The organism is Caballeronia sp. TF1N1 (assembly GCF_022878925.1).
Classification (GTDB): Bacteria; Pseudomonadota; Gammaproteobacteria; order Burkholderiales; family Burkholderiaceae; genus Caballeronia.
On record NZ_CP084626.1, the window covers coordinates 2,294,368 to 2,319,465 of the forward strand.

Below are 25,098 nucleotides of genomic sequence, written 5' to 3' on the forward strand. Positions count from 1 at the left end.
TTCTTAGTCACTGTTGCCGGCCACGATGCCCATGACCGCCATGCGCACGGCGATGCCGAAGGTCACCTGATTGAGAATCACCGACTGCGGGCCGTCGGCCACTTGCGAGTCGATTTCCACGCCGCGATTCATCGGCCCCGGATGCATCACGATGGCATCGGGCGCGGCGAGCGCCAAACGCTCGGGCGTCAATCCCCAGCTCTTGAAATACTCCTGCGCGGAAGGCAAGAGCGCGCCGCTCATGCGCTCGTTCTGCAGGCGCAGCATGATGATGACGTCGACGCCCTTCAAGCCTTCGTCGAGGTTGTGGTAGACGTGCACGCCCATCTGGTCGAGATTGCCGGGCAAAAGCGTGCGCGGCCCGATGGCCCGCACTTCCGGCACGCCGAGGGTGGTCAGCGCGTGAATGTCCGAACGCGCGACACGCGAATGCAGAATGTCGCCGACGATCGCCACGCGCAGCTTGGTGAAGTCGCGCTTGTAGTGGCGAATGGTGTACATGTCGAGCAGGCCTTGCGTCGGATGCGCGTGACGGCCATCGCCCGCATTGATCACGTGCACGTGCGGCGCGCAATGCTCGGCGATCAGATACGGTGCGCCACTCGACGCATGACGCACGACGAACATGTCGGCATGCATGGCGGAGAGATTGTTGATGGTGTCGAGCAGGGATTCGCCCTTGCTCGTCGACGACGCGTTGATGTTCAGGTTCAGCACGTCCGCCGACAAGCGCTTGGCCGCGATCTCGAAGGTCGTGCGTGTGCGCGTCGAGTTCTCGAAGAAGAGGTTGAACACCGACTTGCCGCGCAAAAGCGGCACCTTCTTCACTTCGCGATCCGTGACGCTCACGAACTGCTCGGCGGTATCGAGAATATGCGTGACGACGGCGCGCGGCAGTCCTTCGATGGTCAGCAAGTGCTTCAGCTCGCCATTCTTCGTGAGCTGCGGATTGCCGCGTAGAAAGCCGTAGCGGAATTTGTCGGCGGCAGCGGGCGCGCCTGCATCGGCGGAACCCTGAGTGGCGGTGTTCATGATGATCCCGGTGTTGCCTTGAATGGGTTACTGAGCGCGCGATTCAGTGGTGAAGTCGAAGCCGCCGTCCGCGCGTCGCGCGAGCACGAGGCCTTCGTTCGCGGGTACGTCCACCGTGCCGCCGACGAAGCGCGCCGCAATGGGCAACTCGCGTCCGCCGCGATCGGCGAGCACGGCGAGATCGACCGAAGCGGGACGCCCGTAATCGTAGAGTTCGTTGATGGCCGCGCGCACCGTGCGTCCCGTGGACAGCACGTCGTCGATCAGCACGATACGGCGGCCGTCGACCGCGAACGGCAACGAAGTCGGGCTCGCCTGGCTATGCAGGCCCTTCTTCGCGTAGTCGTCGCGATGCAGCGCCACGTTCACCACGCCGAAGTGCGGCGCGTTGAACTCCTTGGCGAGACGCTCGGCAAGCCACACGCCGCCGCTATAGATGCCGACGAGCGCGACACCCTCTTCTTCGGCGAGCGCGTTTTCATACGCGGCATGAATCGATTCGACGAGCGCGCGATACAGCGCTTCGGCGTCAATGGAACTCATGATCGTCGGGAAGTCCGTCGAGGTATTGTTGAAGAATGACGCGGGCGGCTTCCGCGTCGATGTCGTCGAAACGGCCGCGCGCGTTCGGACGCACGCCGCGCGCACGAAGGTCGGCTTTGGCATCGACGGAACTGTAACGCTCGTCGACCCATTGCACGGGCACGTTGAAACGCCCGTTCACCTGATTGCCGAAGCGCTTGGCCTGCGCGCTCATTTCGTGCGGCGTGCCGTCCGGATGCAGCGGCATGCCGACGACCACCGTTTGCGGCTTCCACTCCTCGAGCAGTTTGCCGACTCCATCGAAACGATAGTCGCGGTTGCGGTTTTCGAGCACGGCGAGCGCGCGTGCCTGCTTCGTCAATGTATTGCCAACGGCGACACCAATACGCTTCTCGCCGTAATCGAATGCCAGCAGCGTGGCTGCCCCGCTCATGCGTGCCCTGCTTCGCCGGAAAGCATGGAACGCGATACGCCGAGCAGCGAGAGCGCCGCTTCGAGGCGATCTTCGGCGGGCACGTCGAAGATGATGCGCGAGTCCGCTTCCACCGTGAGCCAGCCGTTCTTGGAGATTTCTTCTTCAAGCTGACCGGCGCCCCAGCCTGCGTGGCCGAGCGTGAGCAAGAAGCGCTCTGGGCCCTTGCCGCTAGCGACTGCTTCGAGTACATCTTTCGAAGTGGTCATGGCGAGGCCGCCGGGTACACTCATGGACGAGCTATACGGTTCGCCGTCGCGTTCTTCGTGCAGCACGAAGCCGCGCTCGGTCTGAACGGGACCGCCGAAGTACACGGGCAAGTGAACGAGAGGTTCGATCTCGAGTTTGAGATCGATACGATTGAACAGCGACTGGAGGTCGATATCGGTCGGCCTGTTGATGACGAGACCCAGCGCACCGCGATCGGTGTGATCGCAAAGGTAGACCACGGTTCCTGAAAACGTCGGATCGGCCATGGACGGCATGGCGATCAGGAACTGATTCGTCAAATTGATGCGATCGGAAGTCTTGGACATAATTCAGGATTTTAACAAAGGCGCTGACAGATGGCCGACTTTGATGTGGGTCTGGTGTGGATTCGGCGGGACCTGCGCGCAGCCGACAATGCTGCACTCTATCACGCGCTTACAAGGTGCCGTCGGGTGCTGTGCGCGTTCGTTTTCGACCGCGACATCCTTTCGCCGCTTGCGCGAAACGACCGGCGCGTGCCGTTCATTCATGCGAGCGTGGTGGAACTGGATCGCACGTTGCGCGACGCTGGCGGGACGCTGATGGTTCGACATGGCGTGCCTTTGCATGAGATACCCGAGCTTGCGGTCGAATGCGGCGCGAACGCGGTGTTTGCAAATCGCGATTACGAACCGAGTGCGAAGGCGCGTGACGAGGCAGTGGCGCAGAAGCTGGCGAGCAAGGACATCGCGTTTTTCACGTTCAAGGATCAGTCGATCTTCGATCATGACGATGTGCTCACAGGCAGCAGCAAACCCTATACCGTCTTCACGCCCTACAAGCGCAAGTGGCTCGCGACACTCACGCCGAACGCGCTCAAGCCGTACGCATCCGAAGATCATTTGAACGTGCTCGCGAAGCTGCCGGGTAACGTCAGGCACGCCATTCCCTCGCTTGACGCGCTCGGCTTCGGCGCGGAGCACGCGCCCGCCTTTCCCGCTGGCACGAGCGGCGCGTATGAGCTCTTCGATGACTTCATCGACCGCATGGCCGACTACGATCACGCCCGCGATTTCCCCGCGCTGAAGGGCCCGAGCTATCTCGGCGTTCATCTGCGACACGGCACGGTTTCGATTCGCGCACTCGCTCGCACCGCGCACGATGCGCAGCGCCACGGCAACAAGGGCGCGGAAACCTGGTTGTCGGAGCTAATCTGGCGAGACTTCTATTTCTCCGTGCTGCACCATTTTTCGCATGTCGGCGTACCGGGCGATCATCGTGCATTCAAGCCGGAATACGACCGCATCCAGTGGGAGACAGGCGATGCCGCCGACGCGAACTTCGCCGCATGGTGCGCGGGACAAACAGGTTATCCGCTCGTCGATGCCGCAATGCGGCAAATCAACCAGTCAGGCTATATGCATAACCGCCTGCGCATGGTCGTGGCGAGTTTTCTGACCAAGGACCTCGGCCTTGACTGGCGGCGCGGCGAAGCCTATTTCGAAGCGCTGCTGAACGATTTCGAACTGTCGTCGAATAACGGCGGATGGCAGTGGGCATCATCGAGCGGCTGCGATGCCCAGCCGTATTTCCGCATCTTCAATCCGACGACGCAGTCGAAGAAATTCGACGCGGCGGGCAAGTTCATCCGCCATTACGTGCCGGAAATCGCGGGCTTGTCGGACCGGGACATTCACGCGCCGTGGCTCGCCAAGCCCGACGCACTCTCGAAGGCGGGGATTTCGCTTGGCGCGGACTATCCGCAGCCGGTAGTCGATCACGACGCCGCGCGCAAACGCACGCTCGCGCGATACGACGTGGTGCGCGGACCCGCGAAACGCGCCGACGATTCACGCAGCAGCAGCGCGGACGCCGCCGACGAACCGCACGCCGAAGCTAGCGATTGACCGCGGCGGGCCGCTCGATCATGGCGGTGAGCGCGGCAATCGACGCGCGGCCTTCCGACGGTGCAATGCCGGCCGCAGCCTGGTGCAGCATGGAGCGCAGCATCTGGGCCGCGCGTTCGGGAACGGTGGCATCGAGTTCGCGCGCGACGCCATCCGCCGATTCATGCGCGCCCTGATGCGCGACCCGCCGCCATGCGAGACCGAGTGTATCGGCGAGCAATGCGACATGGCCCAAGCCGAGCGCGCAAGCCGCCGCGCCCAGTCGGTGCGACGCGTTCGCCGAGTGCAGCGCCGCGTCCGCGTCCACCGTGCCTGTTTCGCTTGCTTGCGAACCGCGCTCGACCAGTCCCTCGATGGAGGCTTCCGCGCTCTGCAGAAAGTCTTCGTAAGCCGTGGCGTTCACGCGCAGCGCACCCAGATCGCGCGATGAACCGTCGCGGGCGTTTTCCTCGATCGCCTGCGCCGCGCCCTGCTCCCACGCGGCCTCTGACGCGGGATTCGCCGCCACATGCCACGCCACCGTCAGACCGTAGTCCCGCAAGACGTCGACCCGTTCCGCGTCTTCCGGCATCGCGCCGTAGAGCGCGAAGTCGCGCCAGAGGAGCGCAAGCGTCGCGCGTACGAGCGAGCGCGGCGCATAGGTCGACGCGTGCGCCTGATCCGCCAACACGAGATTGAAGCGCGCGTAAAGGCGCTTGGCGTCGGCGTTTGCGGCGAAATCGGCGTCGCCGCGACGCTCCGCGCGCTCGCGCAGCGCCCAAATAGTGTTGAGCGCGAGCCGCCAGAAGTCGTAAGGATCGGGGCCGCCGAGTTCGCCCAGGCACTCGTCGAGGCGCGCGAAGGCATCGGCGGATTCCTGCTCGGGCCCGCGCAAGAGCTTGAGCAGGGCCTGTTCGTAGTGCGCCCGAACGCGCGCAAGCCGCTCGGGCGCGATGCCGCGCAACGTCGCGGGCGCGATGGCGCGGCCCGCGAGCGCGAGGTCATCGTAGGAAACCGGCGCGACGCGCGTATGCATGGCGAGCAACGCATGCAGCCCGCGATAGTGATCGAACAACACGGTCGAGCACGACAACTCGCGCAGATTGTGGCGCTCCACCGCCGCGCCGAAGTCCGCGAGCGCAGCCGCGATGCGCGCACGCGTCGGCTCCGATTCCTCGCCGAGCGGCGCGACGAGCGCGAGCGCTTCCGCGAAACGCTGCGCAGGCAGCCAACCCGCCGAATGCAGCGCGGAGATCGCGCGCTTCAACGCGGGCGCGGTTTCGCCCTGACGCTGGAACGCGTGATGGGCGTCGGTCAGCGCCATTTCGGCGAGCCGCACCGAGCCGCCGCGCGGATTGGGCAGAGCTTCGAACGTAACTGGAAGATCGGGACGAGATGTCATATCTGGCGCTCACAAACCGGTTCGCAGGCGCCGTGAGTCGAACATGGGCGCGCGCGGTGAAATAGCATCATCGATGAAAGCGTCGGTACTTGACCGCGCTCACGATTTTCTCGACCGACGGACCGCTTACTGCCTGCGCCCGTCTTGCCGAACCACGGACCAGCCTCAAGCGTATGCCTTCAGGCGCCGGTTCGCATTGGCATCGGCACGCGTCGCCGCCCATGCAGCTTGCAGCGGCCAAACATGCGACGGACGCGCGCATCGATTTCGATGCACGACGCAACACCGGCAGCGCTGCCGGACAAAAACAGCAACGAAAGCAGCGAACGAAAGCAGCGAACGAAAGCAGCGAACAAAAAAGCGGTCCGCAAAAAACGCGCGCCGCATGACGGGAGTCATGCGGCGCGGTAGAGCGTGCGGATCAGATCTGGACCATCTCAAAATCTTCCTTGCGGGCTCCGCATTCGGGACAAGTCCAGTTGATGGGAACGTCCTCCCAGCGCGTACCCGGCGCGATGCCCTCTTCGGGCAATCCCGCCTCCTCGTCATAGATCCAGCCGCAGATCAGGCACATCCAGCTTCTATATTCCATACTTATGCCGCGTCGAAATGGTCGATTGAAATTAGGACATGATGGTACCGTGTTGGCGTGTCAATGCCTAGCGAGATGCCCGTTCACGCGTGGCCAAGCCTTTGACCGCCGTACTGGCTCTCTCAAGCGCCGCCGTACCGGAAAAAAGTGCGCAAAGACTGTAGCCTGACGGCGTTAGGCCGCATAATCGAAACATTGAACCATAGTCGAACCACGGTCGAATCATGACCGAGCTGGCCGCCGCCAGTGCACTTCGAGGCGCGGGCGTTCGCGGCCCTTCCGTTCCATTCGTGCAATCAAGAAAACAATGTCCGCTTTTGCCATGACCGGCGACTCCCCACCGATCGTTCTCACCTTCGGCCTGACGGACCCCACAGGCGGTTCGGGGCTTCAAGCCGACGTGCTGACGCTCGCAAGCATGGGCTGCCACGGCGTGACGGTGCTGACGGGCTACGCGGTGCGCGACTCCGCGAGCTGCGACGAAGTTACCGGCATCGACCCCGACGTCGTCGCCACGCAGGCGCGCATGTTGCTAGAGGACATGCCGATCGCCGCGTTTAAGATCGGCGCGGCAACGCGCGCGGAAGTGGTTTCCGCTATCGCCGAAGTGGTGTCCGACTACGACGACGTACCGCTGATCCTCGCGCCGGACTTCACACTCGACGATGAACACGTTTTGTCCGCCGACGAGCTGCGTGAGTCGCTTGCCGACCTGCTCGTGCCGCAAACGACCATGTTGATCGCCGATCACGCCACGTTGTTGCAGCTCGCGCAACCCGACAGCGACGCCGAGGCGCCAACGCTGGATGCCGCGATCTCGCATATCCTGGCGCAAGGTTGCGAATATGTGCTCGCAATGGAAACCGGCACGCATCGGCATGTGAATACGCTGTATAGCGAAGAAGGCCAGGTGCGGCAAGATACGTGGGATCGCGGTGTGCATCGCATCATGGGGCTGACGGATACGCTTGGCGCCGCGGTCGCGGCCTTGCTTGCCAACGGACAGGAACCCGCCGAGGCCGCACGCGAGGCTCAAGAGTATGTGTTCCAGGCGGCGCGCGCCGCGTTCCGTCCGGGCATGGGCGCCTATTTGCCGGACCGGTTTTTCTGGGCGCGCTCGAACGATGCAGACGAAGAAGGCGAGACGTCGTCCCTTCCCGACGAGTCGGCGGGACTGCCTGGGGAAGTACGCCATTAGCCCAAAACACTGACCAATCGAGTCGCCGGGAGAACGCATGCCGTACCGACTGCCTCATCTGCACAAGCCCGGCCCGCAAGGCGCGATCCGTATCGGCTGCGCGGGTTGGGGTTTGTCGAGCGCCGTGTCGTCGAGCTTTCCGCATGAAGGCACGCATCTCGAACGCTACGCACACGTGCTGACTTGCGTCGAGATAAATTCGAGTTTCTACAAACCGCATCGCGAATCGACTTACGCGAACTGGGCGCAGAGCGTGCCCGAGTCGTTTCGCTTCTCGGTGAAATTGCCCAAGTCCATTACGCACGACGCGCGGCTCGTCGGCACCGAAGCGCTCCTCGACGAATTCTTGCAAAGCGCGGGGCAACTCGGCGACAAGCTCGGTTGCTGGCTCGTGCAACTGCCGCCCAGTCTGCCCTTCGATCAGGCCACGGCCGAAGCCTTCATCAAGGCGTTGCGCGAGCGCACGAAGTTGCCGATTGCAATCGAGGCGCGGCATCCGTCCTGGTTCACCACCCACACGGCCGCGCTCCTGAAGGCGCATCACATGGCTTATGTCGATGCGGACCCGATCCCCGACGAGTGCGAGATCAAGCATCGCGCGGACACTTCGCTCGTGTATGTGCGGCTGCATGGCTCGCCCGAGCTCTACAAGTCTTCCTACAACTACACCTATCTCGACGACCTCGCGCGCACGCTGCACACGCGCGCGAAGAAAACGCCCGAGGTCTGGTGCATCTTCGACAACACCGCCGAAGGCAATGCGCAACCCAACGCGCTGCATATGATCGAGCGCCTGCGCACCCACCATCGTTAAACCGATTCGTTCACGAGGAGCATTCCCGATGCATCGATCAGCAAGACGAATTGCACGCCTTTTACAAGCCACGATGTTCGCCTCGCTGATTTACATCGCCCTGCCCGCAAACGCGCAGCAAAGCACGGCGCCGCCCGTCACACCGACTGGCGACGGCACCTTCCTGCTGACCATCTTCCTCAAGCACGATCAAAGCAAACCGCTTCCGAAGATCAACGAGCAGTTGAAGGAGCAAGGCTTCTTCAAGACGTTTCCGCCGCCGGGAATCGAAGTGGTGTCGTGGTACGTAATGATGGGCGTCGGTCAGGTCGTGACCTTGCGCGTGCCTGCCGATCGCCTGCGCGAAGTGAATCGCGCGATCGAAACCACCGCGTGGGGCGGCTATACGACGGAGTTTTATCCAACCTACGACTACAAGGCCGCCGCGCAGAACTTGCGCGATCAGATGAACAAGTAACGGTCCGCGTTTGCCACGGACGAAAAAAACCCGCATTGCTGCGGGTTTTTCTTTGCGGCGTGAGCTTCTTTCGAAACCCACGCCCTGAGGATGAAGCAAGTAACCGGTCGAAACCGAATTACATGTCCATGCCCATGCCGCCCATGCCGCCGGGCATGCCACCAGGCATGGCCGAGTCTTCCTTCGGCAGTTCCGCGACGGCTGCGTCGGTCGTCAGCAGCAGGCCTGCCACCGATGCCGCGTTTTGCAATGCCGTGCGCGTCACCTTGGTCGGGTCGACGACACCGGCTTCCACCAGGTCACCGTACTCGCCCGTTGCCGCGTTGTAGCCGTAGTTGCCCGTGCCCGCAGCAACAGCCGCCACCACGACGGAAGCTTCTTCGCCGCCGTTCGTGACGATCTGGCGCAGCGGCTCTTCCATCGCACGCAGAACGATGCGGATGCCCGCGTCCTGGTCCGAGTTCAGGCCCTTCACGCCTTCGACAGCCTTGCGAGCGCGGATCAGCGCGACGCCGCCGCCGGCCACGATGCCTTCTTCCACAGCCGCACGAGTTGCGTGCAGTGCGTCTTCGACACGTGCCTTCTTTTCCTTCATTTCGACTTCGGTCGCAGCGCCGACCTTGATCACTGCCACGCCGCCAGCCAACTTGGCCACGCGCTCTTGCAGCTTTTCACGGTCGTAATCCGACGTTGCTTCCTCGATCTGCGTGCGCACTTGCTTCACGCGCGCTTCGATGCTTGCTGCTTCGCCAGCGCCGTCGATGATCGTCGTGTTTTCCTTGCCCACTTCGATGCGCTTTGCTTGACCCAGTTCAGCCAGCGTAGCCTTTTCGAGCGTCAGGCCGGTTTCTTCCGCGATCACTTGACCACCGGTCAGGATAGCGATGTCTTCCAGCATGGCCTTGCGACGGTCGCCAAAGCCCGGAGCCTTGACGGCAACGGTCTTCAGAATGCCGCGGATGTTGTTCACGACCAGCGTAGCCAGCGCTTCGCCTTCGACGTCTTCAGCGATGATCAGCAGCGGACGGCCAGCCTTCGCGACTTGTTCCAGCACCGGCAGCAGATCGCGGATGTTCGAAACCTTCTTGTCGTGCAGCAGCACGAACGGGTTTTCGAGCAGGGCGACTTGCTTGTCCGGGTTGTTGATGAAGTACGGCGACAGGTAGCCGCGGTCGAACTGCATGCCTTCCACGACGTCCAGCTCGTCTTCCAGCGACTTGCCGTCTTCAACCGTGATCACGCCTTCCTTACCGACCTTGTCCATTGCTTCAGCGATACGGTCGCCGATGGACGTGTCGCTGTTCGCCGAAATCGCGCCAACTTGAGCGATTTCCTTGTTCGTCGTGCAGGGCTTGCTGATCTTGCGCAGTTCTTCGATAGCTGCAGCAACTGCCTTGTCGATACCGCGCTTCAGGTCCATCGGGTTCATGCCCGATGCAACGTACTTCATGCCTTCGCGAACGATGGATTGCGCCAGAACCGTAGCGGTCGTGGTGCCGTCACCGGCGTTGTCGCTGGTCCGGGAAGCCACTTCCTTGACCATTTGCGCGCCCATGTTCTGGAGCTTGTCCTTCAGTTCGATTTCCTTCGCGACCGAGACACCGTCCTTGGTGACCGTCGGGCCGCCGAAGCTGCGCTCGAGCACGACATTGCGGCCCTTCGGACCCAGCGTGACCTTGACCGCGTTGGCCAGAATGTTCACGCCTTCGACCATCTTGGCGCGTGCGGTATCGCCAAAAGTGACTTCTTTAGCTGCCATATTCAAACTCCTTGAGTCGATTCAGTTTGGAGGCTTCGGGCGGCAGGCTCCAATGGAGCGGCTCTGCGGCGAAGCCGAAGTGCAGGAAGGTGCTTACTTGACCAGAACGGCCATGATGTCTTCTTCGCGCATCACGAGCAGTTCTTGCCCGTCGACCTTGACGGTCTGGCCGGCGTACTTGCCGAACAACACGCGGTCGCCCACCTTCACGTCGAGGGCGTTCTGCACACCCTTGTCATCGCGCTTACCCGGGCCGACGGCCAGGATTTCGCCTTGATCCGGCTTTTCGGCTGCAGCTTCGGGGATGATGAGGCCCGAGGCAGTCTTGGTTTCCTGATCCAGACGTTTAACGATGACGCGATCGTGCAAAGGACGAAGATTCATACACACTCCTCTCTTGATTGAGACTGAAAACGCGGGGGAAACCCGCCCGGTGAGCGAAGCTGCCCGAGCGGCAATTTGTTAGCACTCTCGTGCAGTGAGTGCTAATTATATGGACCGAGTTTGACAATTTCAAGGACGGGGACAGACGGGCATTCCCTATTTCGCGTACTTTTGTCTGGACACGGGGAAATTTATGGATTTCGTAAGGTCGATTGGCTGGATTAATGTCAATCCGTCAATTCTGATTTCGCTTAATTAGGGTTTCTACTAGGGTCGGCGAGGCCTAGACTGCATTTCAACGACGAAGCAGTGAAGAGACAAACTCTCTACCCGCAACGTTCCCGAGATCAGTACATAGGAGGTTCATCATGTTCAAGTCGATCATCCCCGCAATCGCCGTTGCTGCCGTCCTTGCAGTCCCCGCTTTCGCCCAGGCGCAAGAAAACGCGCCGGTGACGCGGGCTGAAGTGAAGGCTCAACTGGTTCAACTGGAACGCGCAGGCTACAACCCGGCCAGCGATCAAACCCAATACCCCGCCAACATTCAGGCCGCGCAAGCACGCCTGAACGCGCAACAAGGCACGGCTGCTTCGTCGTTTGGCGGTGTCGGCGAAGGCGCTGCCGCTTCGGGTGCTGCCCGCCGCGCGGCTATCGACCCGAATCCGGTCGACTTCAATCGCCCGTAATCGTCGATTCGCGTAACGAAGCCCGGCACGCACGCCGGGCTTTTGCTTTTTGCGCATCCCGAAGGAAAAGTTTCTGTAAGCCACGGATTCGACGATGTTTTTGGACTACGTTTTTTTCTCGCGCAGTCGGAGGGAACTACAATTTGTGTTTGTTGCATCACAAATTTCGTCTTCGTTGCCTCTCATGCCTATGTCGTCGTCGCTGCGCCTTGCCTTTCTCTCCCTCGGAATTCTCGCCCTTGCCGCCTGTGGCGGACGCGCGGCGACCACGCCGAGCTATCAGCAGGAACTCTTCGACTCCGGTGCGAGCCCGTTCGCGCGCAACTTCGACGCCACCGTGAACGAAACCTGCGAGGCGGCCCGCCGCGCGCTGCTTTCGCAAGGCTTTCTCACGACGATGGCGCAAGCCGATACCGTCGACGCCACCAAGAACTTCCAGCCGTCCACCGAAACGCACGTGGTCGTCTCATTCCATGTGGTCTGCACGCCCGGCGAAAACACGACCAATACGAGCATCGCTTATGTGAACGCGGTGCAGGACGGCTATGCGCTCAAGAAAAGCGATACCTCCGCAAGCGTGGGCTTGAGCGTCTTGGGCTCGCTTTCGCTGCCGATCCGTTCGAACAGCGATGCAATGGTCAAGATCTCCAGCGAAACCGTGCCCGCCGGCAAGTTCTATGACCGATTCTTCGGGCTGATGGGGCACTATCTGAGCACGGTGCCGCGCAGTTCGCCCATCGCATCGGATGAGGTCAAGAGCAAGCCGCTCGCACCGTCGCTGATCGTGAGTTCACCGGATCTCACGCCAACGCCGATCGTCGTACAGGCGCCCGCCGCGGCGGCGACGGCCATCCAGTCATCCGACGCGAAACACGCTGCGTCCGAAGGCGTCGCGGCATCGGCGCCGGTTCAGTGAGATCGAGCGCGCGCGTCGTTCCGGGAAACGCTTCGTCGATGCAAGCATCAAGCACGCGGGCAACGGCGGCTGCAGTTGCGTGATCAGCTCACCACAAACCTCATTCAGCACCCGTCGCCGTTCGCAAATGTACCCGCGTAGCCTGTGACGCCTCGCTCATCGCGCAGCTAGCCCGCCCGAACGCATCGATGCGGCGCGCTCATCACGCGCCGCCTAAAGCTGAAGCTCCGCCTGCCGCCGACAGCGACGCCAATCCGCACGCCACTCCCATCACCCCTCAATTCGGCACATTCACCACGCCGCCATTCACCGAAATCGCATTCGCGCCGGGGCTCGCCGCGATCGCCGGGAGATTCGCCACCGTCAATTGAGGCGCCGCACCCGGCGTGCCGCCGCGCGCCACCGTATGCACGACTTGCGACGGCGGCAACGGCGCGTTGTTCTTCAGGTGAGCCCACATCAAATTGAGCGCCTGAAGGTTGTAGTAGTGCACGGGCACGAAGCGCGTATCGAAACCAGCCACGCTCAGGAACGCATCGAAGTGCTGACCGTTCGTGATTTCGTACAGTGAGAGCTGGCTATTGTTGCCTTCCACCACCTTGTTCGCGCCGAGATACGGCCGCGAGGCATGGTTGATCGGCACGAGCGCATCCGACCTTCCCTGCACGATGATCGCCGGCTTGCCACGCAGATTCGCGTTGACGCGAATCGCGTTCACGCTCGCCGTCATCGTCGGATTGCCGTTCGCCCAGAGCGCGCGCAGGCAGGCCGCGCCCGCGAAGCTCGCATCGGGCGTCGCAAGCCGATGATCCGCCGCGCCCGACGTCCCCGCGTTATAGACGAGGTTGATGCCGTTGGTCGGCGGCACGCCATTGCCGTTGCCGAAGACCGTGGGCATCGGCGAAACGAGCGGGTTCACGCCCGCCGCGCCGGTCAGCGCGTTGGTCGTGCCGAAGCTGAAGTTGCACAGGTTGTCGGCGACGCTCGCCAGCATGTAGGCATCGGCGTAAGTCACGGCGACGGCAGGCACGGCCTGCGAGTCCCACATCGGCGCATGTAACGTGTCGGAGTCGGCTTCGTAGCCCGCCTGATGCAGCTTCGCGAGCGCGTCGTTGGCTTGCGAGAGCGTATCGCCGCCGGCAATCGCGCCGCTCGCCGCGAGCGTGGTGCAGCGTGCGGTGCGAATCGCCACGGTGGTCGCGAGCGGCAGTGCCGTCAGATACGGCGCGCCGACCGCCGCCGTCGCTAGCGCCGCGCATGGCTGAAGCAGGTTCGCGTAGGTCATGTAATCGGCAAGCGGACGCCCGAACGAACCGACGGCCTGGCCGCCTTCGCGCACCGCAACCTGCGCCGGCAGATTCATGTTGATCTGCGGTTCGCCGACGACGACCGCGCTTATCCAGCCATCGGTGTCCTGTTCGGCGGCTGCAAGCGCCGCGCCGCCGCCATTGCTCACCGATGCCGCGATCGTCGTAATGCTGCCTTTCGAGTAGCGCGCGGAATGCGTCGAGCCGTTGACCACGCCATAGGTATCGTTGAGCGCCCAGTACGCGAACTGAATCGCCTGTAACGTATTCTTGCCCCAGTCCTTTTCGGGATTCTGCTGCGAGTGCGCGTGTTTGAAAGCGTAGCGATTCGGATACGCCGAGTTGTAAGCCGAAAGCGCCGATTGGCTCAGGTTCGCCTTGAAGATCGCCGAATTGCCCGCAAAGGTCGCATTGGAAAGCGTGCCATCGATCAGCGTGACGAGGTTCGTCGACAACTCGTGCGCGCCGTTGCCGCTGCCTTTATCCGTGTACGCAACCGCGCAGCCGCGCTTCAAACCCCACTCGCCCGCTGCCGAAATCGCGCCATATACGCCGCGCGATCCCGACGATGTCGCCGTCACGATGCAAGGCTGATCCGGATTGAAACTCGTCGGAATCTGCACGAGCAGGCTGACGTTCTTCGTGCCCGAACCGTCGTCCGAGAAGGCCAGATACTCCTTGCCCGCGATCTTGCCTTCGCCGAGCGTGTCGCCGCCGTTCAGATCGACATTCGGCCCCCAGAAGCGCCCGTAGCCGCCGTTCGCCGACATATCGACGAGCGCACGATAGTTCGAATAGATAGCCAGGCGCCGCAGTTCCGCCGCTGTCGGCGCGGCCGCATTGGCGATTGAAGGCGGCGTCGCCGACGCAAGTCCTGTCTTGCCGAGTCCGGCGGTCAGCAGGTCGTCGGTATTGCCGTCGTAAGTCTGCGTCTTCACCGTTCCCGAGACGAAACTCGGCAAGGTGTTGGACGGGAACTGCGGGCCGTCGTCATCGCCGCCGTGACAGGCGACGAGCGTGGTCGTCGCAAATGCCGCCAGCACGGCGAGCGTCGCCGCGCGTGACAACCCGTGGACTCGTGCGAATCTTTTCATTGTGTGTCTCCGCCATCCGGTCGCTTGTTGTTGATCGACTTCTGCACCGTGCCGCATGCACGGCCTTGCAGACAACAAGTATTACGCGCAAACAGCCATCGCGTAATTGCTGAACTTCCCTTAGAGCAAAGAGAGGTCAGAGGATGTCAGAACGACAACGGGCCCCGGCGTGATGCCGGAGCCCGTCGAGTGACCCGCATGAAGCGCCGCCGATGACAGCGCTAAACCGCGCCGCGAAAAACGGCGCAACGGCGTGCTTAGCCTCCGCCGTTCTGAACGCCGAGCGAAATCTTGTTGGAAACCGACTTCACGCCCGGAACGCCCTTGGCCACTTCTTCTGCCTGGGCGATCTGGCCGCCTTCCGGCACGGTGCCCGAGAGCACGACAGCGCCGGAGCGCGCGCGTACGAATACGTTGGACACGTCGAAGCCTTGCGCCTTCGACAACGCACGGCGCACGTCGTAGCCGAGCTTGCGGTCGGTCTTCTTGGTCGCCGATTTCTGAGCCTTGGTCGGCGCGGCCGACGTGGCGTCCGCATCGCTCGCTTGAGCATAAGCGCTCGACGCCACGGCCACGCACACCACCACGCCCAGCGCCTTCAACAGATCGACAGCTTTCATGATTTCTCCTTTTGTTTCGCTTATTGACTTCGCACAGTTACTACTTCACTCGTTGGCACATCAAAACAAACCGAACCGCTTTCGTGCAACAGTCCGGCGGCGGCCCCGAAGGACACGCCGCAGCCTCGAATGTGCCTTCCACCGAGAATGGCTCGATGACAAGACGCTCGATGCGGCCTGATGCTGCAATGCGGTGCTGCGAGAGACTGGCGAAATTAACAAACTGACTACGGCCGGTTACTTGGGGCAAGTGCCCGTCGGCTCGAATATGTGGCCTGCCGTATGGCGGATGCGGAACAGGAAACCGTCGCGCGACACTCCGAAGAGCATGGCGTTCGCCCGATTTACCCACATGCCGGGAAACTGTCCGCGCATGAGCGGGCTACGACGCGCATGGTTCCCGCCAACTGGCGGCGAACGTCAATTTAGCCCAGCGCGGCCTTAAGCGCAAAACATTTAACGTTGCAAGGAACTGGATGCGGCGTGGCGCAACATCGGCGGCACGAGTGCTGCGGCATGCACACACGCGTGTCACACTCGTGGTTTGCACGGCCGCCGAGCCAACGACTCGCACGCGTGGCATGGCGCAACTCGACGGCATCTTGAATGCGGATGGCTTCAGGTAAGCTCGCGGAAACCTCGAAACTTCCATGCTTATTCAAGTTTGCCGCCGCGATGATTCAACCTCCAGGACACCAACCCGAAGACCCTGCTCATAAAGCCACGGGACGCAAGCCGCAGAGGATCGTCGCGCGCTTCGTCGCGATCTCCTGGCGCGATCTCGCGCTGACCTTCGGTCCGATTCTGCTCGTCAGTATCGCGGCGCTCTATCTTGCCGTGCGGCTGATCCAGCCCGCGCCGCCAAGCACGCTGACGATAGCGGCAGGCCCCAAGGGCAGCTCGTTCTGGAACAGCGCGCAGAAGTACAAGGCAATCCTCGCGCGCAACCGCGTCACGCTCAACGTGCTGGAAACGCAAGGCTCGCTCGACAACCTCACGCGTCTCGAAGATCCAAAATCCGACGTGGATGTCGGTTTCGTGCAAGGCGGCATGACGCCGGACGCGGCGAGCGATCAGCACGCAAATCTGGAATCGCTCGGCAGCGTGTCGTATGTGCCGCTCGCCGTGTTTTATCGTGGCGCGACCGTCACGCGCTTGTCCGAACTGAAGGGCAAGCGGCTCGCCATCGGCGCGGAAGGCAGCGGCACGCGCGCGCTTGCGCTCACGCTTCTGAAGGCGAATGGCATCGAGCCGGGCGGCGATACCGAACTGTTGCCGCTCGCCGGCGACAAGGCCGCGGCCGCGCTCGAAGACGGCACGATCGACGCCGTGTTCCTGACGGGCGATTCCGCGCAACCGCCGACGATGGCCAAGCTCCTGCGCACATCTGGCATCCGTTTCATGGACTTCACTCAAGCCGATGCCTACGCGCGCCGCTTCCCCTATCTCACCGAAATCGAACTGCCGATGGGTGCATTCGATTTCGCCCGCAATCTGCCGCCGCGCGCCGTTCACACCATTGCGCCGACGGCCGAACTGGTGGCGCGCGACAGTCTGCATCCCGCGCTCTCGGATCTTTTGATCGAAGCGGCGCGCGAAGTGCACAGCCGCGCCAACCTGCTGCAGCGCGCAAACGAGTTTCCCGCGCCGCTCGTCCACGAATTTCGCATCAGCGACAACGCCGAGCGCTATTACAAGTCGGGCAAGAGCTTTATCTACCGGACGCTGCCGTTCTGGATGGCGAGTCTCGCGGATCGCGTGCTGGTCGTGCTGGTGCCGTTGATCGTCGTGCTCATTCCGGGCTTGCGGCTGGTGCCGGGGCTTTATCGCTGGCGCGTGAAATCTCGTATCTACAAGTGGTATGGCGCGCTCATTGCAATCGAACGGGAAGCGATCAGCGGCCCGGACACCGCGCAGCGCGACGCCCTGATCGACCGGATCGACGCGATCGAATCGGCGGTCAATCGCATGAAAATGCCGCTTGCCTTCGCCGATCAGTTCTACGTGCTGCGAGAACATATCGGCTTCGTGCGCGAACGGCTCGCGCATGCGCCCGTCGCCGAAACGGAGCCGCGCCGTGAACCGGCGCAGGCAGACAGCGAGCCGAGCAGCACGTAATATCGCCAGGTAGGATCGAAAGATGCGAGCGGAATAAAGGCGCGGGTCCACGTACCACCCTGCGCGATGCGGTCGGACAATGAATAAGCCCGAAAAGCCGGGCGCGGCAGGATCAAGGGAGAAATCTAGATGAGCGCAGCACATGCCAACGGCCCTGGCCAGCCGTACTTTTTCTTCGATTTCATATCGCCGTTCTCGTATCTGCTGCTGGAGCAACACGAAAAGTGGCCCGACATGCCGTTCGAGTTCGTGCCGGTGCAGTTGTTGAAGCTGCTCGACCGCTGGGGACAGCCGCACGCCGCGACCATTCCGTCGAAGCGCGTGTTTACGTATCGGCATGCGCTCTTTCGCGCCGAGCAGCTTGGCATTCCGTTCAAGATGCCACCCGCGCATCCTTTCGATCCGCTCAAGGCGCTGCGGCTCGCGGTAATCGCAAAGGGCGATCTCGTCTGCGTGCGCGAAATCTTCCGCTATATCTGGCGCGAAGGACGCGATCCGTCGACGCCAGAAGGCTTTCGCGGCTTGTGCGAGCGGGTCGGCATGCCCGAAGCGGAAACGCGCGTCGAAGACGAAGACATCAAGGCGAAGCTGCGCGAGAACACCGACCGCGCCGTCGCGATGGGCGTCTTTGGCGTGCCGACGTTCGTCGTCAACGACCAGCTCTTCTGGGGCGAAGACACCTTGCCGATGGTGCTTTACGTCGCGCGCTCGCCGAACTGGCTCGATGGCGCCGAAGTGAAACGCATCAGCGCGCTGCCGGTCGCGCCGCGAGACGCGGACTTCAGCTGACGCTTCGCGGCTCGGCGGCTGATGCCACGCATAGCGCGTGCGCTATGGCGTTAAAAAGCGGAAAGCGTTTAACCTCGGGTTAGCTGCGTGACTATTTTGTGAACGGTGATGCATCGGGGCGCGCAAACGCACGCTCCGGCATTCCGCGTTCGTTGCGATCAGCCGCCGTGTCCGTCTTCAAACCGCAGCTTCGCCCATGAACGATCCCGCCGACTCACTCGATATCTGGCTCATCCGCGTCTTGCGCACGCTGCTTCTGGAGCGCAGCGTGACGCAGACCGCGCAGCGGCTGAACCAGACGCAGCCGGCCATCAGCACCGCGCTGCGGCGGCTCCGCGAGATCCTCAACGACCCTATTCTCGTGCGCGGCAAGCAGGGCATGGTGCCGACCGAGTACGGCGAATCGCTGCTTGCGCCGGCGCAGCGCGCTTTGCGCGAAGTCGAATTCGTCGCGACACCGCACGGCGAATTCGATCCCGCGAGTTCGCGTCGCACTTTTCGCCTTGCCGCGCCGGATTATCTGAACGATTTCTTCATGCCGACGCTCGTCGCCGCCTTCCGCGATGCAGCGCCCAACGCGCGGCTCGAAATCGAATCGCTCAATCCGATGCGCGATCACGAACGCGCGCTCGACGAAGGCGAGATCGACGTGATGATGGCCAACTGGACCAAGCCCGAGCCGCGCTTCGAAAAGCAGGACCTTTTCGCCGACGTATTCGTCTGCCTGATGCGCGCGAACCATCCGCTCGCGCGCGAGCCGCTCACAGTCGAGCGCTACGCACTCGCCGCGCATCTCGCGCCGACGCCTTATAGCGGAGCGAAGCGGCATCCGATCGATATCGGCCTGGCGCGCGCGGGCGTGAAGCGGCGCATCGTCGCGACCATTCCGTACTTCGGACTCGTGCCGCAAGTGCTGCTGCAATCCGATCTGATCTTTACCGCACCGCGCCGTTTCGCGCAGCATTACGCGTCCATGCTGCCGCTTGCGGTGCTCGATTCGCCGGTGCCGTTTCCGCGCATCAAGTGCTATCAGCTCTCGCTGCCGCAACCCGATCAGCCGACAGACGTCGCATGGCTGCGCGAAATGATCGCGAGCGTCTCCGAGACGCTTACCGGGCGCAAGAAAAATGCAAGCATCGAAGAACTGCTGAGCCTCGCCGCCAAGTAGTGACGGCGCGGGCGCATCTCCGCTACCATCGGCGAAACAAGAACTATTCTTTCGCGCATGGACGCCCTCGATCGACTCATTCAGCTTGCGCGCCTTTCCGGTGCGCTCGATCTCCGCTGCCTGCTTGCCGGGCCGCTCGAACTCGACCACGCGCCGGGTGCGCCAGGTGAGGCGCTCTATCACGTCGTGCTGGAAGGTGCGTGCACGGTAGAGCGCAAGGGGCATGCAAGCGTCGCGTTGAACGCGGGCGATATCTTCATGCTGCCGCGCGCCGATGCACACGTGGTGAGCGTCGGTCCCGTCGATGCGAGCGAGAAAATCGGCGCCATGACTTCGCGCGATAACGGCGCCATCACGGTGCGGACCAATGTGGACGGTCGGGAAGCGGCGCTGGATTTGTTGTGCGGACGCTTTCTGTATGCGCCGCGCGCCCTTCTCATCGACGTGTTGCCCGACTTCGTGCACGTGTCGTTCACAAATGCATCGGCGCCCTATCTCGGGCCGCTCGTCGCGGCGATGCGGCGCGAGGCGGAGGAAGCGCAGCCCGGAGCGCCGTCGATCGTCACGGCGCTCTCCACCGCGCTTTTCACGATGGTGCTGCGTGCATGGCTCACCGAGCAGCCGTCGCTCGCGGGCGTGCTGGGCTTGCTGGCGAACCGGCGTCTGGGCGCGGCGGTGATCGCCATGCTCGAACGGCCTGCCGATCCGTGGACGCTCGAAATGCTGGCGAAGGAAGCGGCGATGTCGCGCGCCACCTTCATGCGCGCGTTCTCGGCGCATTCGGACAGCTCGCCGCTCGCGTTGCTGAGCCACGTTCGCATGCAGCTTGCGAGCACCATGCTCATGCACACGAGGAAAAGCGTCGCGGATGTCGCCGCGGACGTCGGCTATCAGTCCGAGGCGGCTTTCTCGAAGCGATTCAAGGAGTTGTACGGCGTGGCGCCCGGTCGTTTCCGGCAGACGAACGGCCTGAGCTGAATCCGCGTTTTCAGGCGGCCAACCGCGCCGCCTTGAGCGCCGGCAAACCGAGCCGCGCCGTCATTTCCCTCACGCGCAGCAACTGCGCCGCCACCGCCAGCGCGATCGAACCCGGCGCTTTATCGACGATTCCCTCGACGCCGATCGGACACGTGATTTCCGGCAGACGCTCCGCCGAAAGCCCGCGCTCCATCAGGCGCCGCTCGAACTTCACGCGCTTGGTCTTCGAGCCGATCAGGCCGAAGTACGCAAAGTCCTCGCGGCGCATGATCCGCTGCGTCAACGAAAAATCGAGCGAGTGATCGTGCGTCATCACGATGAAATACGCGCCCGCCGGCGCTTCATCGACGATGGCGTCGGGCAGATCCGTGGCTTCGACCTGCACGTTCGCGGGGACCTCGTCGGGGAAAAGTTCGTCGCGTGCGTCGACCCATTGGACGACGCACGGCAGCGTGCCGAGCACTTTCACGAGCGCGTGGCCGACGTGACCCGCGCCGAACAGAACGATATGCATCATGTCCGTGCGCTCCTCACCGCGTTCACTGCCTTAAGAATCTCTTCGGCGGTCGCGGGCGCGTTCAGCGGCGGATTCACCTTGTGATCGCCCACGGCGGATACAGCGTCGCGAATCGCGAAGAACACCGAAAACGGCAGCAGCAACGGCGGCTCGCCCACCGCCTTCGAGCGATGAATGCTGTCTTCCGCGTTGCGGTTCTTGAAGAGCGACACGCGAAAATCAGGCGGCATGTCGTTGATCGTCGGAATCTTGTAGGTGGACGGCGCGTGCGTCATCAGCTTGCCGTTCTGATTCCACCAGAGTTCCTCGGTCGTGAGCCAGCCCATGCCCTGCACGAACGCGCCTTCGACCTGGCCAATATCGAGCGCCGGATTCAGCGATGCGCCCACGTCGTGCAAGGCATCCGCGCGCAGCACGCGCATTTCGCCCGTGAGCGTGTCGATCACCACTTCCGCGACCGCCGCGCCATACGAGTAGTAGAAGAACGGACGGCCCTGCATGGTCGCCTGATCCCAGTAGAGCTTGGGCGTGGCGTAAAAGCCGTCGGACCACAACTGCACGCGCGCGAGGTAGGCCTTCTGCACGATCTCGCCGAACGGAATGACATCTTCCCCGACGATCACGCGGTCGTTCGCAAAGCGCACTTGCGACGCTTCCACTTTGCCGCCGCCGAACTTTTCCGCCGCGAATTTCGCAAGCCGCTCGCGCAGTTGACGCGCGGCGTCCTGCGCGGCCTTGCCGTTCAGATCGGTGCCGGTGGAAGCCGCCGTCGCCGATGTATTCGCCACCTTGCTGGTGTCGGTCGCCGTCACGCGCACGCGGCCGAAATCCACGCCGAGCTCATGCGCGACCACCTGCGCGACCTTCGTGTTCAAACCCTGGCCCATCTCGGTGCCGCCGTGGTTCACGAGCATCGAGCCATCGGTATAGATATGAACCAGTGCGCCGGCCTGATTGAAGTGCGTCACGTTGAACGCGATGCCGAACTTCACCGGCGTCAGCGCCAGCCCTTTCTTCAGGATCTCGTTGTTCGCATTGAACTCGCGCACGGCTTCGCGGCGACGCCGATACTCGCTCGACTCGGCCAGTTCACCAATCAACTCCTGCAGCACGTTGTCTTCGACGGTTTGTCCGTAAGGCGTCTTGTTGTTTTCCGTTTTGCCGTACAGATTGTCGAAGCGCACATCCAGCGAATCGCGACCGACCGACCGTGCGATGTTGTCCATAATGTACTCGATGGCGAACGCGCCCTGCGGCCCGCCGAAGCCGCGAAACGCGGTGTTCGACTGCGTGTTGGTCTTGCCGCAATAGCCTTCGATCTTCACATCCGCGAGCCAGTACGCATTGTCGAAGTGGCAGACCGCGCGCGTCATCACCGGGCCGGAAAGGTCCGCCGAGAAACCGCAACGCGATGTCATGTCGAGCGCGACGCCGTCGATCACGCCGCGATCGTCGTAGCCGACTTCGAAGTCGTACTGGAAGTCATGGCGCTTGCCGGTGATCATCATGTCGTCGTCGCGGTCCGGACGCAGCTTCACCGGGCACAAGAGCTTCCACGCGGCAAGCGAAGCGCAGCACGCGAAAATGCCCGACTGCGATTCCTTGCCGCCAAAGCCGCCGCCCATGCGCCGGCATTCGACCAGCACGTTGTGCGAATGCACGCCGAGCACGTGCGCCACCAGATGCTGCATTTCGGTCGGATGCTGCGTCGAGCAGTACACGTGCATGCCGTCGTCGTCCTTCGGCACGGCATACGCGATCTGTCCTTCGAGATAGAACTGTTCCTGACCGCCGAGCTTCATCGCGCCGCGTTCGTGATGCGCGGCTTTTTGCAGACGGCTCGCTGCATCGCCGCGCGAGAGCTTGAGCGGATTCAGCACGTAGGATTCGGCTTTGCGCGCGTCTTCGGCGGTCAGCACGGCCGGCAATTCCTCGTATTCGATGTTCGCGCGACGCGCCGCGAGCCTCGCCGTATCATGCGACGTCGCGACGACGATGAACATCGGCTGCCCGACGTATTGCACGATACCCGGCGCGAGCACCGGATCGTCGTGGATGATCGGGCCGCAGTCGTTCACGCCCGGGATGTCCTCGGCGGTGAAGACGGCCACGACACCGGGAGTGGCGCGCACGGCGTCGAAGTTCATCGACACGATCTTCGCGTGCGCCTTCGGACTCATGCCGAGCGCGGCGTGCAGCGTGCCCGCGACGACGGGAATGTCGTCCGTATAGCTCGCGCGCCCGCTCACATGCAGATGCGCCGACTCGTGCGGACGCGAAACGTGGACCTGCTTGAAATCGTCGGCTTCGTTGGCGAGCGACTGTGCTTCGGCGAGAAAGGCTTCGGCTTGTTGGTTCATGTTCTTATCGGCTCCTTACTTCACTTCGACGAGTTCGATTGCACGCACATCCAGCTTCGACTTGGGCATCGGATTGTGCGGACGCGTCTCCAGCCAGAATCGATACAGCACGCTCTTCGCGGTATCCAGCCGATAGTCGCTGCTCGCGCGCATGTCGGTGAGCGGCGCGTAGTCCTTGCCAAGCGCGAGCATCGCGGCCTGCGCGGTGGCTTCGTGCCAGTGCGCGTCGGCGAGCACGCTTTCGGCGTGCGTGGCGCGCTTGGGTGTCGCGGCCATGCCGCCGAAGACGAGACGCGGCTCGCGGATCGTGTCGCCATCCGCGATAAACGAGAACGCGGCGTACACGGCGGAAATGTCCGAGTCGAAGCGCTTCGAGAGCTTATAGGCGCGAAATTGCAGCTTCGCGCGCTGGCCGCCGCGCGTCGGCACGCGGATGGCGGCGACGAACTCGTTCTCCGCCATGTCCTTCTTTTGATATGCGATGTAGAGATCTTCGAGCGGCATCTCGCGCGGGCCATCGACGCTCATCAACACGACGCGTGCGTTCAACGCGATGAGACCGGGCATCGAATCGCCGATGGGCGAGCCGTTGGCGACATTGCCGCCGAGCGTGCCCGCATTGCGGATGGGCAGCGAGGCGAAGCGCTGACGCGTCTCTTCGAGTTCGGGATACGTCTTCACGAGTTCGGCATACGCGCGCTCGACCGACACGCCCGCGCCGATCTCGATCCACTCCTCGGTCGTCTCGACATGCTTGAGCGCCTCGATCTGTCCGATATAGACAATGTCGCCGAGATCGCGCAACTGCTTCGTCACCCACAAGCCGACGTCCGTGCTGCCCGCGAGAATGCGCGCTGTAGGCTTTTCGGCTCTGAGTTGCGCGAGCGCGTCGACGGTGCGCGGTGCGTCGAACTGGCGGCCCGCGTGCTCGTAGTGGAAAGTGTCGTCACGCGCGATGCCGTCGAGCGAACGCGCCAGCGCCTCGACGTTCAACGGCGCGAGCGGCGCGTGATCGAACATCTGCTCGGCAGCCTCGATGATCGGCCGATACCCCGTGCAGCGGCACAGATTGCCGGTCAGCGCGTTGCTGATCTCCTGGCGCGACGGCCGCGTCTTGTCGCAAGCCTGCGCACAGCCTTGCGTTGCATGACCATGCTTTTCGTAGAGCGCGAACATCGACATGGCAAAGCCGGGCGTGCAAAAACCGCACTGCGAACCGTGACAATCGACGAGCGCCTGCTGCACCGGATGCAGCGAACCGTCCGGCTGGCGCAGGTCTTCGACAGTGAAGAGCGCGCGGCCGTCGAGCGTCGGCAGAAACTGCACGCACGCGTTGACCGCCTTGAACGCGACGCCGCCCGCGCCGTCCGGTTCACCGATGACGACCGTGCACGCGCCGCAATCCCCTTCGGCGCAACCTTCCTTGGTGCCGGTGCAGCGCGCGTCTTCGCGCAGGTATTGCAGGACGGTGCGCGTGGTCGACGCGCCGCTTACTTCGCGGATCGCATTGCGATGGTAAAAGCGGATCGGCTGGGTCATGAAATTCTGTCTCGCGGGGCTTCGATGATTCTTTTTGCTGGTTGCGCGGAGTGCGCAGCCGGTGGCTTCGGATGGTTCCGGCGCTTTCTCGGATTACTCCTAGCGCTTCGATGATTCGAAAGCTATCACCGCCAAAATCCGGAACCCATAGGCGACATTGCATGTACGACATACTCCCATCGCGATAAGTCGCGAAACCCTTATGCAGCGCGGCTTCCCGACATGCCGCCCGACCGTTCGGACAGGCAATTTGGACCACGTGGTTACAAAACTGGCGC

At 62.8% G+C, this 25,098-nt stretch carries 24 protein-coding genes; 11 read left to right on the plus strand and 13 right to left on the minus strand.

Annotated elements, in window-relative coordinates:
• Positions 1 to 3: 3 nt before the first annotated feature.
• The 4 genes from LDZ28_RS10620 to LDZ28_RS10635 are packed head-to-tail and all read right to left on the minus strand — an operon-like array spanning position 4 to position 2,583.
• Positions 4 to 1,032 carry an aspartate carbamoyltransferase catalytic subunit gene (locus LDZ28_RS10620; RefSeq protein ID WP_244826104.1) on the minus strand — a complete coding sequence of 343 codons (1,029 nt, stop codon included), beginning with the start codon at positions 1,030 to 1,032 and terminating at the stop codon, positions 4 to 6.
• A 27-nt stretch (positions 1,033 to 1,059) separates the two neighbouring features.
• Complete coding sequence (pyrR, locus tag LDZ28_RS10625) at positions 1,060 to 1,575, minus strand: bifunctional pyr operon transcriptional regulator/uracil phosphoribosyltransferase PyrR (protein WP_244826106.1); 516 nt, start codon at positions 1,573 to 1,575, stop codon at positions 1,060 to 1,062.
• Positions 1,562 to 2,008 (minus strand): Holliday junction resolvase RuvX, encoded by a 447-nt coding sequence (gene ruvX, locus LDZ28_RS10630; RefSeq protein ID WP_244826108.1) that lies wholly within the window; start codon positions 2,006 to 2,008, stop codon positions 1,562 to 1,564. Before ruvX ends, pyrR begins: the two co-directional genes overlap by 14 nt.
• A complete protein-coding gene (locus LDZ28_RS10635; protein ID WP_244826109.1) occupies positions 2,005 to 2,583 on the minus strand; it encodes a YqgE/AlgH family protein in 579 nt (192 codons plus the stop codon). The genes ruvX and LDZ28_RS10635 overlap by 4 nt, the downstream gene beginning before the upstream one ends.
• A 30-nt stretch (positions 2,584 to 2,613) precedes the next feature.
• On the opposite strand from LDZ28_RS10635, the gene LDZ28_RS10640 reads away from it, so the two are divergent.
• On the plus strand, positions 2,614 to 4,143 hold the full coding sequence (locus LDZ28_RS10640) for a deoxyribodipyrimidine photo-lyase (RefSeq protein ID WP_244826111.1): 1,530 nt from the start codon (positions 2,614 to 2,616) through the stop codon (positions 4,141 to 4,143).
• Here the strand turns inward: LDZ28_RS10640 and LDZ28_RS10645 are convergent.
• On the minus strand, positions 4,133 to 5,524 hold the full coding sequence (locus tag LDZ28_RS10645; protein ID WP_244826113.1) for a hypothetical protein: 1,392 nt from the start codon (positions 5,522 to 5,524) through the stop codon (positions 4,133 to 4,135). The genes LDZ28_RS10640 and LDZ28_RS10645 overlap by 11 nt on opposite strands.
• A gap of 221 nt (positions 5,525 to 5,745) precedes the next feature.
• Here LDZ28_RS10645 and LDZ28_RS10650 point away from each other — a divergent pair, with 221 nt between their 5' ends.
• Positions 5,746 to 5,913, plus strand: a complete 168-nt coding sequence (locus LDZ28_RS10650; RefSeq protein WP_244826114.1) for a hypothetical protein — start codon at positions 5,746 to 5,748, stop codon at positions 5,911 to 5,913.
• A 32-nt stretch (positions 5,914 to 5,945) separates the two neighbouring features.
• Here LDZ28_RS10650 and LDZ28_RS10655 read toward each other — a convergent pair whose 3' ends face one another.
• Complete coding sequence (locus tag LDZ28_RS10655; RefSeq protein WP_025527884.1) at positions 5,946 to 6,116, minus strand: rubredoxin; 171 nt, start codon at positions 6,114 to 6,116, stop codon at positions 5,946 to 5,948.
• Positions 6,117 to 6,438: 322 nt separating this feature from the next.
• On the opposite strand from LDZ28_RS10655, the gene LDZ28_RS10660 reads away from it, so the two are divergent.
• Genes LDZ28_RS10660 through LDZ28_RS10670 form a run of 3 tightly spaced genes read left to right on the plus strand, consistent with a single transcriptional unit; the run spans position 6,439 to position 8,585 of the window.
• Entirely contained in the window at positions 6,439 to 7,314 is an 876-nt protein-coding gene (locus LDZ28_RS10660) for a hydroxymethylpyrimidine/phosphomethylpyrimidine kinase (protein ID WP_244828100.1), read from the plus strand.
• Between the two features lie 37 nt (positions 7,315 to 7,351).
• The gene (locus LDZ28_RS10665; RefSeq protein ID WP_244826116.1) at positions 7,352 to 8,128 is read left to right on the plus strand and encodes a DUF72 domain-containing protein; all 777 of its coding nucleotides are present in this window, start codon (positions 7,352 to 7,354) and stop codon (positions 8,126 to 8,128) included.
• 28 nt (positions 8,129 to 8,156) lie between these two features.
• The gene (locus LDZ28_RS10670) at positions 8,157 to 8,585 is read left to right on the plus strand and encodes a hypothetical protein (RefSeq protein ID WP_370652028.1); all 429 of its coding nucleotides are present in this window, start codon (positions 8,157 to 8,159) and stop codon (positions 8,583 to 8,585) included.
• Positions 8,586 to 8,703: 118 nt separating this feature from the next.
• On the opposite strand, the gene groL is transcribed toward LDZ28_RS10670, so the two are convergent.
• Together groL and LDZ28_RS10680 are read right to left on the minus strand one after the other, a co-directional pair.
• On the minus strand, positions 8,704 to 10,344 hold the full coding sequence (groL, locus tag LDZ28_RS10675; protein WP_244826118.1) for a chaperonin GroEL: 1,641 nt from the start codon (positions 10,342 to 10,344) through the stop codon (positions 8,704 to 8,706).
• Between the two features lie 93 nt (positions 10,345 to 10,437).
• Positions 10,438 to 10,728, minus strand: a complete 291-nt coding sequence (locus LDZ28_RS10680; RefSeq protein WP_244826120.1) for a co-chaperone GroES — start codon at positions 10,726 to 10,728, stop codon at positions 10,438 to 10,440.
• A gap of 368 nt (positions 10,729 to 11,096) precedes the next feature.
• Here LDZ28_RS10680 and LDZ28_RS10685 point away from each other — a divergent pair, with 368 nt between their 5' ends.
• On the plus strand, positions 11,097 to 11,414 hold the full coding sequence (locus tag LDZ28_RS10685) for a DUF4148 domain-containing protein (protein ID WP_244826121.1): 318 nt from the start codon (positions 11,097 to 11,099) through the stop codon (positions 11,412 to 11,414).
• Between the two features lie 184 nt (positions 11,415 to 11,598).
• Positions 11,599 to 12,330 (plus strand): DUF2242 domain-containing protein, encoded by a 732-nt coding sequence (locus LDZ28_RS10690; RefSeq protein ID WP_244826122.1) that lies wholly within the window; start codon positions 11,599 to 11,601, stop codon positions 12,328 to 12,330.
• 277 nt (positions 12,331 to 12,607) lie between these two features.
• Here LDZ28_RS10690 and LDZ28_RS10695 read toward each other — a convergent pair whose 3' ends face one another.
• Both LDZ28_RS10695 and LDZ28_RS10700 read right to left on the minus strand, forming a co-directional pair.
• On the minus strand, positions 12,608 to 14,731 hold the full coding sequence (locus LDZ28_RS10695) for a D-(-)-3-hydroxybutyrate oligomer hydrolase (protein WP_244826124.1): 2,124 nt from the start codon (positions 14,729 to 14,731) through the stop codon (positions 12,608 to 12,610).
• A gap of 257 nt (positions 14,732 to 14,988) precedes the next feature.
• Entirely contained in the window at positions 14,989 to 15,351 is a 363-nt protein-coding gene (locus tag LDZ28_RS10700) for a BON domain-containing protein (RefSeq protein ID WP_244826125.1), read from the minus strand.
• 675 nt (positions 15,352 to 16,026) lie between these two features.
• Between LDZ28_RS10700 and LDZ28_RS10705 the strand changes: the two genes are divergently transcribed.
• From LDZ28_RS10705 to LDZ28_RS10720, 4 genes are all read left to right on the plus strand, one after another.
• Entirely contained in the window at positions 16,027 to 17,469 is a 1,443-nt protein-coding gene (locus LDZ28_RS10705; RefSeq protein ID WP_244826127.1) for a TAXI family TRAP transporter solute-binding subunit, read from the plus strand.
• A gap of 129 nt (positions 17,470 to 17,598) precedes the next feature.
• Entirely contained in the window at positions 17,599 to 18,258 is a 660-nt protein-coding gene (locus LDZ28_RS10710; RefSeq protein WP_244826128.1) for a 2-hydroxychromene-2-carboxylate isomerase, read from the plus strand.
• Positions 18,259 to 18,454: 196 nt separating this feature from the next.
• Positions 18,455 to 19,426, plus strand: coding sequence for a LysR family transcriptional regulator (locus LDZ28_RS10715; RefSeq protein ID WP_244826130.1), 972 nt, complete (start codon positions 18,455 to 18,457; stop codon positions 19,424 to 19,426).
• 57 nt (positions 19,427 to 19,483) lie between these two features.
• Complete coding sequence (locus tag LDZ28_RS10720) at positions 19,484 to 20,404, plus strand: AraC family transcriptional regulator (RefSeq protein WP_244826132.1); 921 nt, start codon at positions 19,484 to 19,486, stop codon at positions 20,402 to 20,404.
• 10 nt (positions 20,405 to 20,414) lie between these two features.
• Here the strand turns inward: LDZ28_RS10720 and xdhC are convergent, their stop codons facing one another.
• The 3 genes from xdhC to xdhA are packed head-to-tail and all read right to left on the minus strand — an operon-like array spanning position 20,415 to position 24,820.
• Entirely contained in the window at positions 20,415 to 20,921 is a 507-nt protein-coding gene (xdhC, locus tag LDZ28_RS10725; RefSeq protein WP_244826133.1) for a xanthine dehydrogenase accessory protein XdhC, read from the minus strand.
• On the minus strand, positions 20,918 to 23,281 hold the full coding sequence (xdhB, locus tag LDZ28_RS10730; protein ID WP_244826134.1) for a xanthine dehydrogenase molybdopterin binding subunit: 2,364 nt from the start codon (positions 23,279 to 23,281) through the stop codon (positions 20,918 to 20,920). The genes xdhC and xdhB overlap by 4 nt, the downstream gene beginning before the upstream one ends.
• 15 nt (positions 23,282 to 23,296) lie before the next feature.
• Positions 23,297 to 24,820, minus strand: coding sequence for a xanthine dehydrogenase small subunit (xdhA, locus tag LDZ28_RS10735; RefSeq protein ID WP_244826136.1), 1,524 nt, complete (start codon positions 24,818 to 24,820; stop codon positions 23,297 to 23,299).
• Between the last annotated feature and the right edge of the window lie 278 nt (positions 24,821 to 25,098).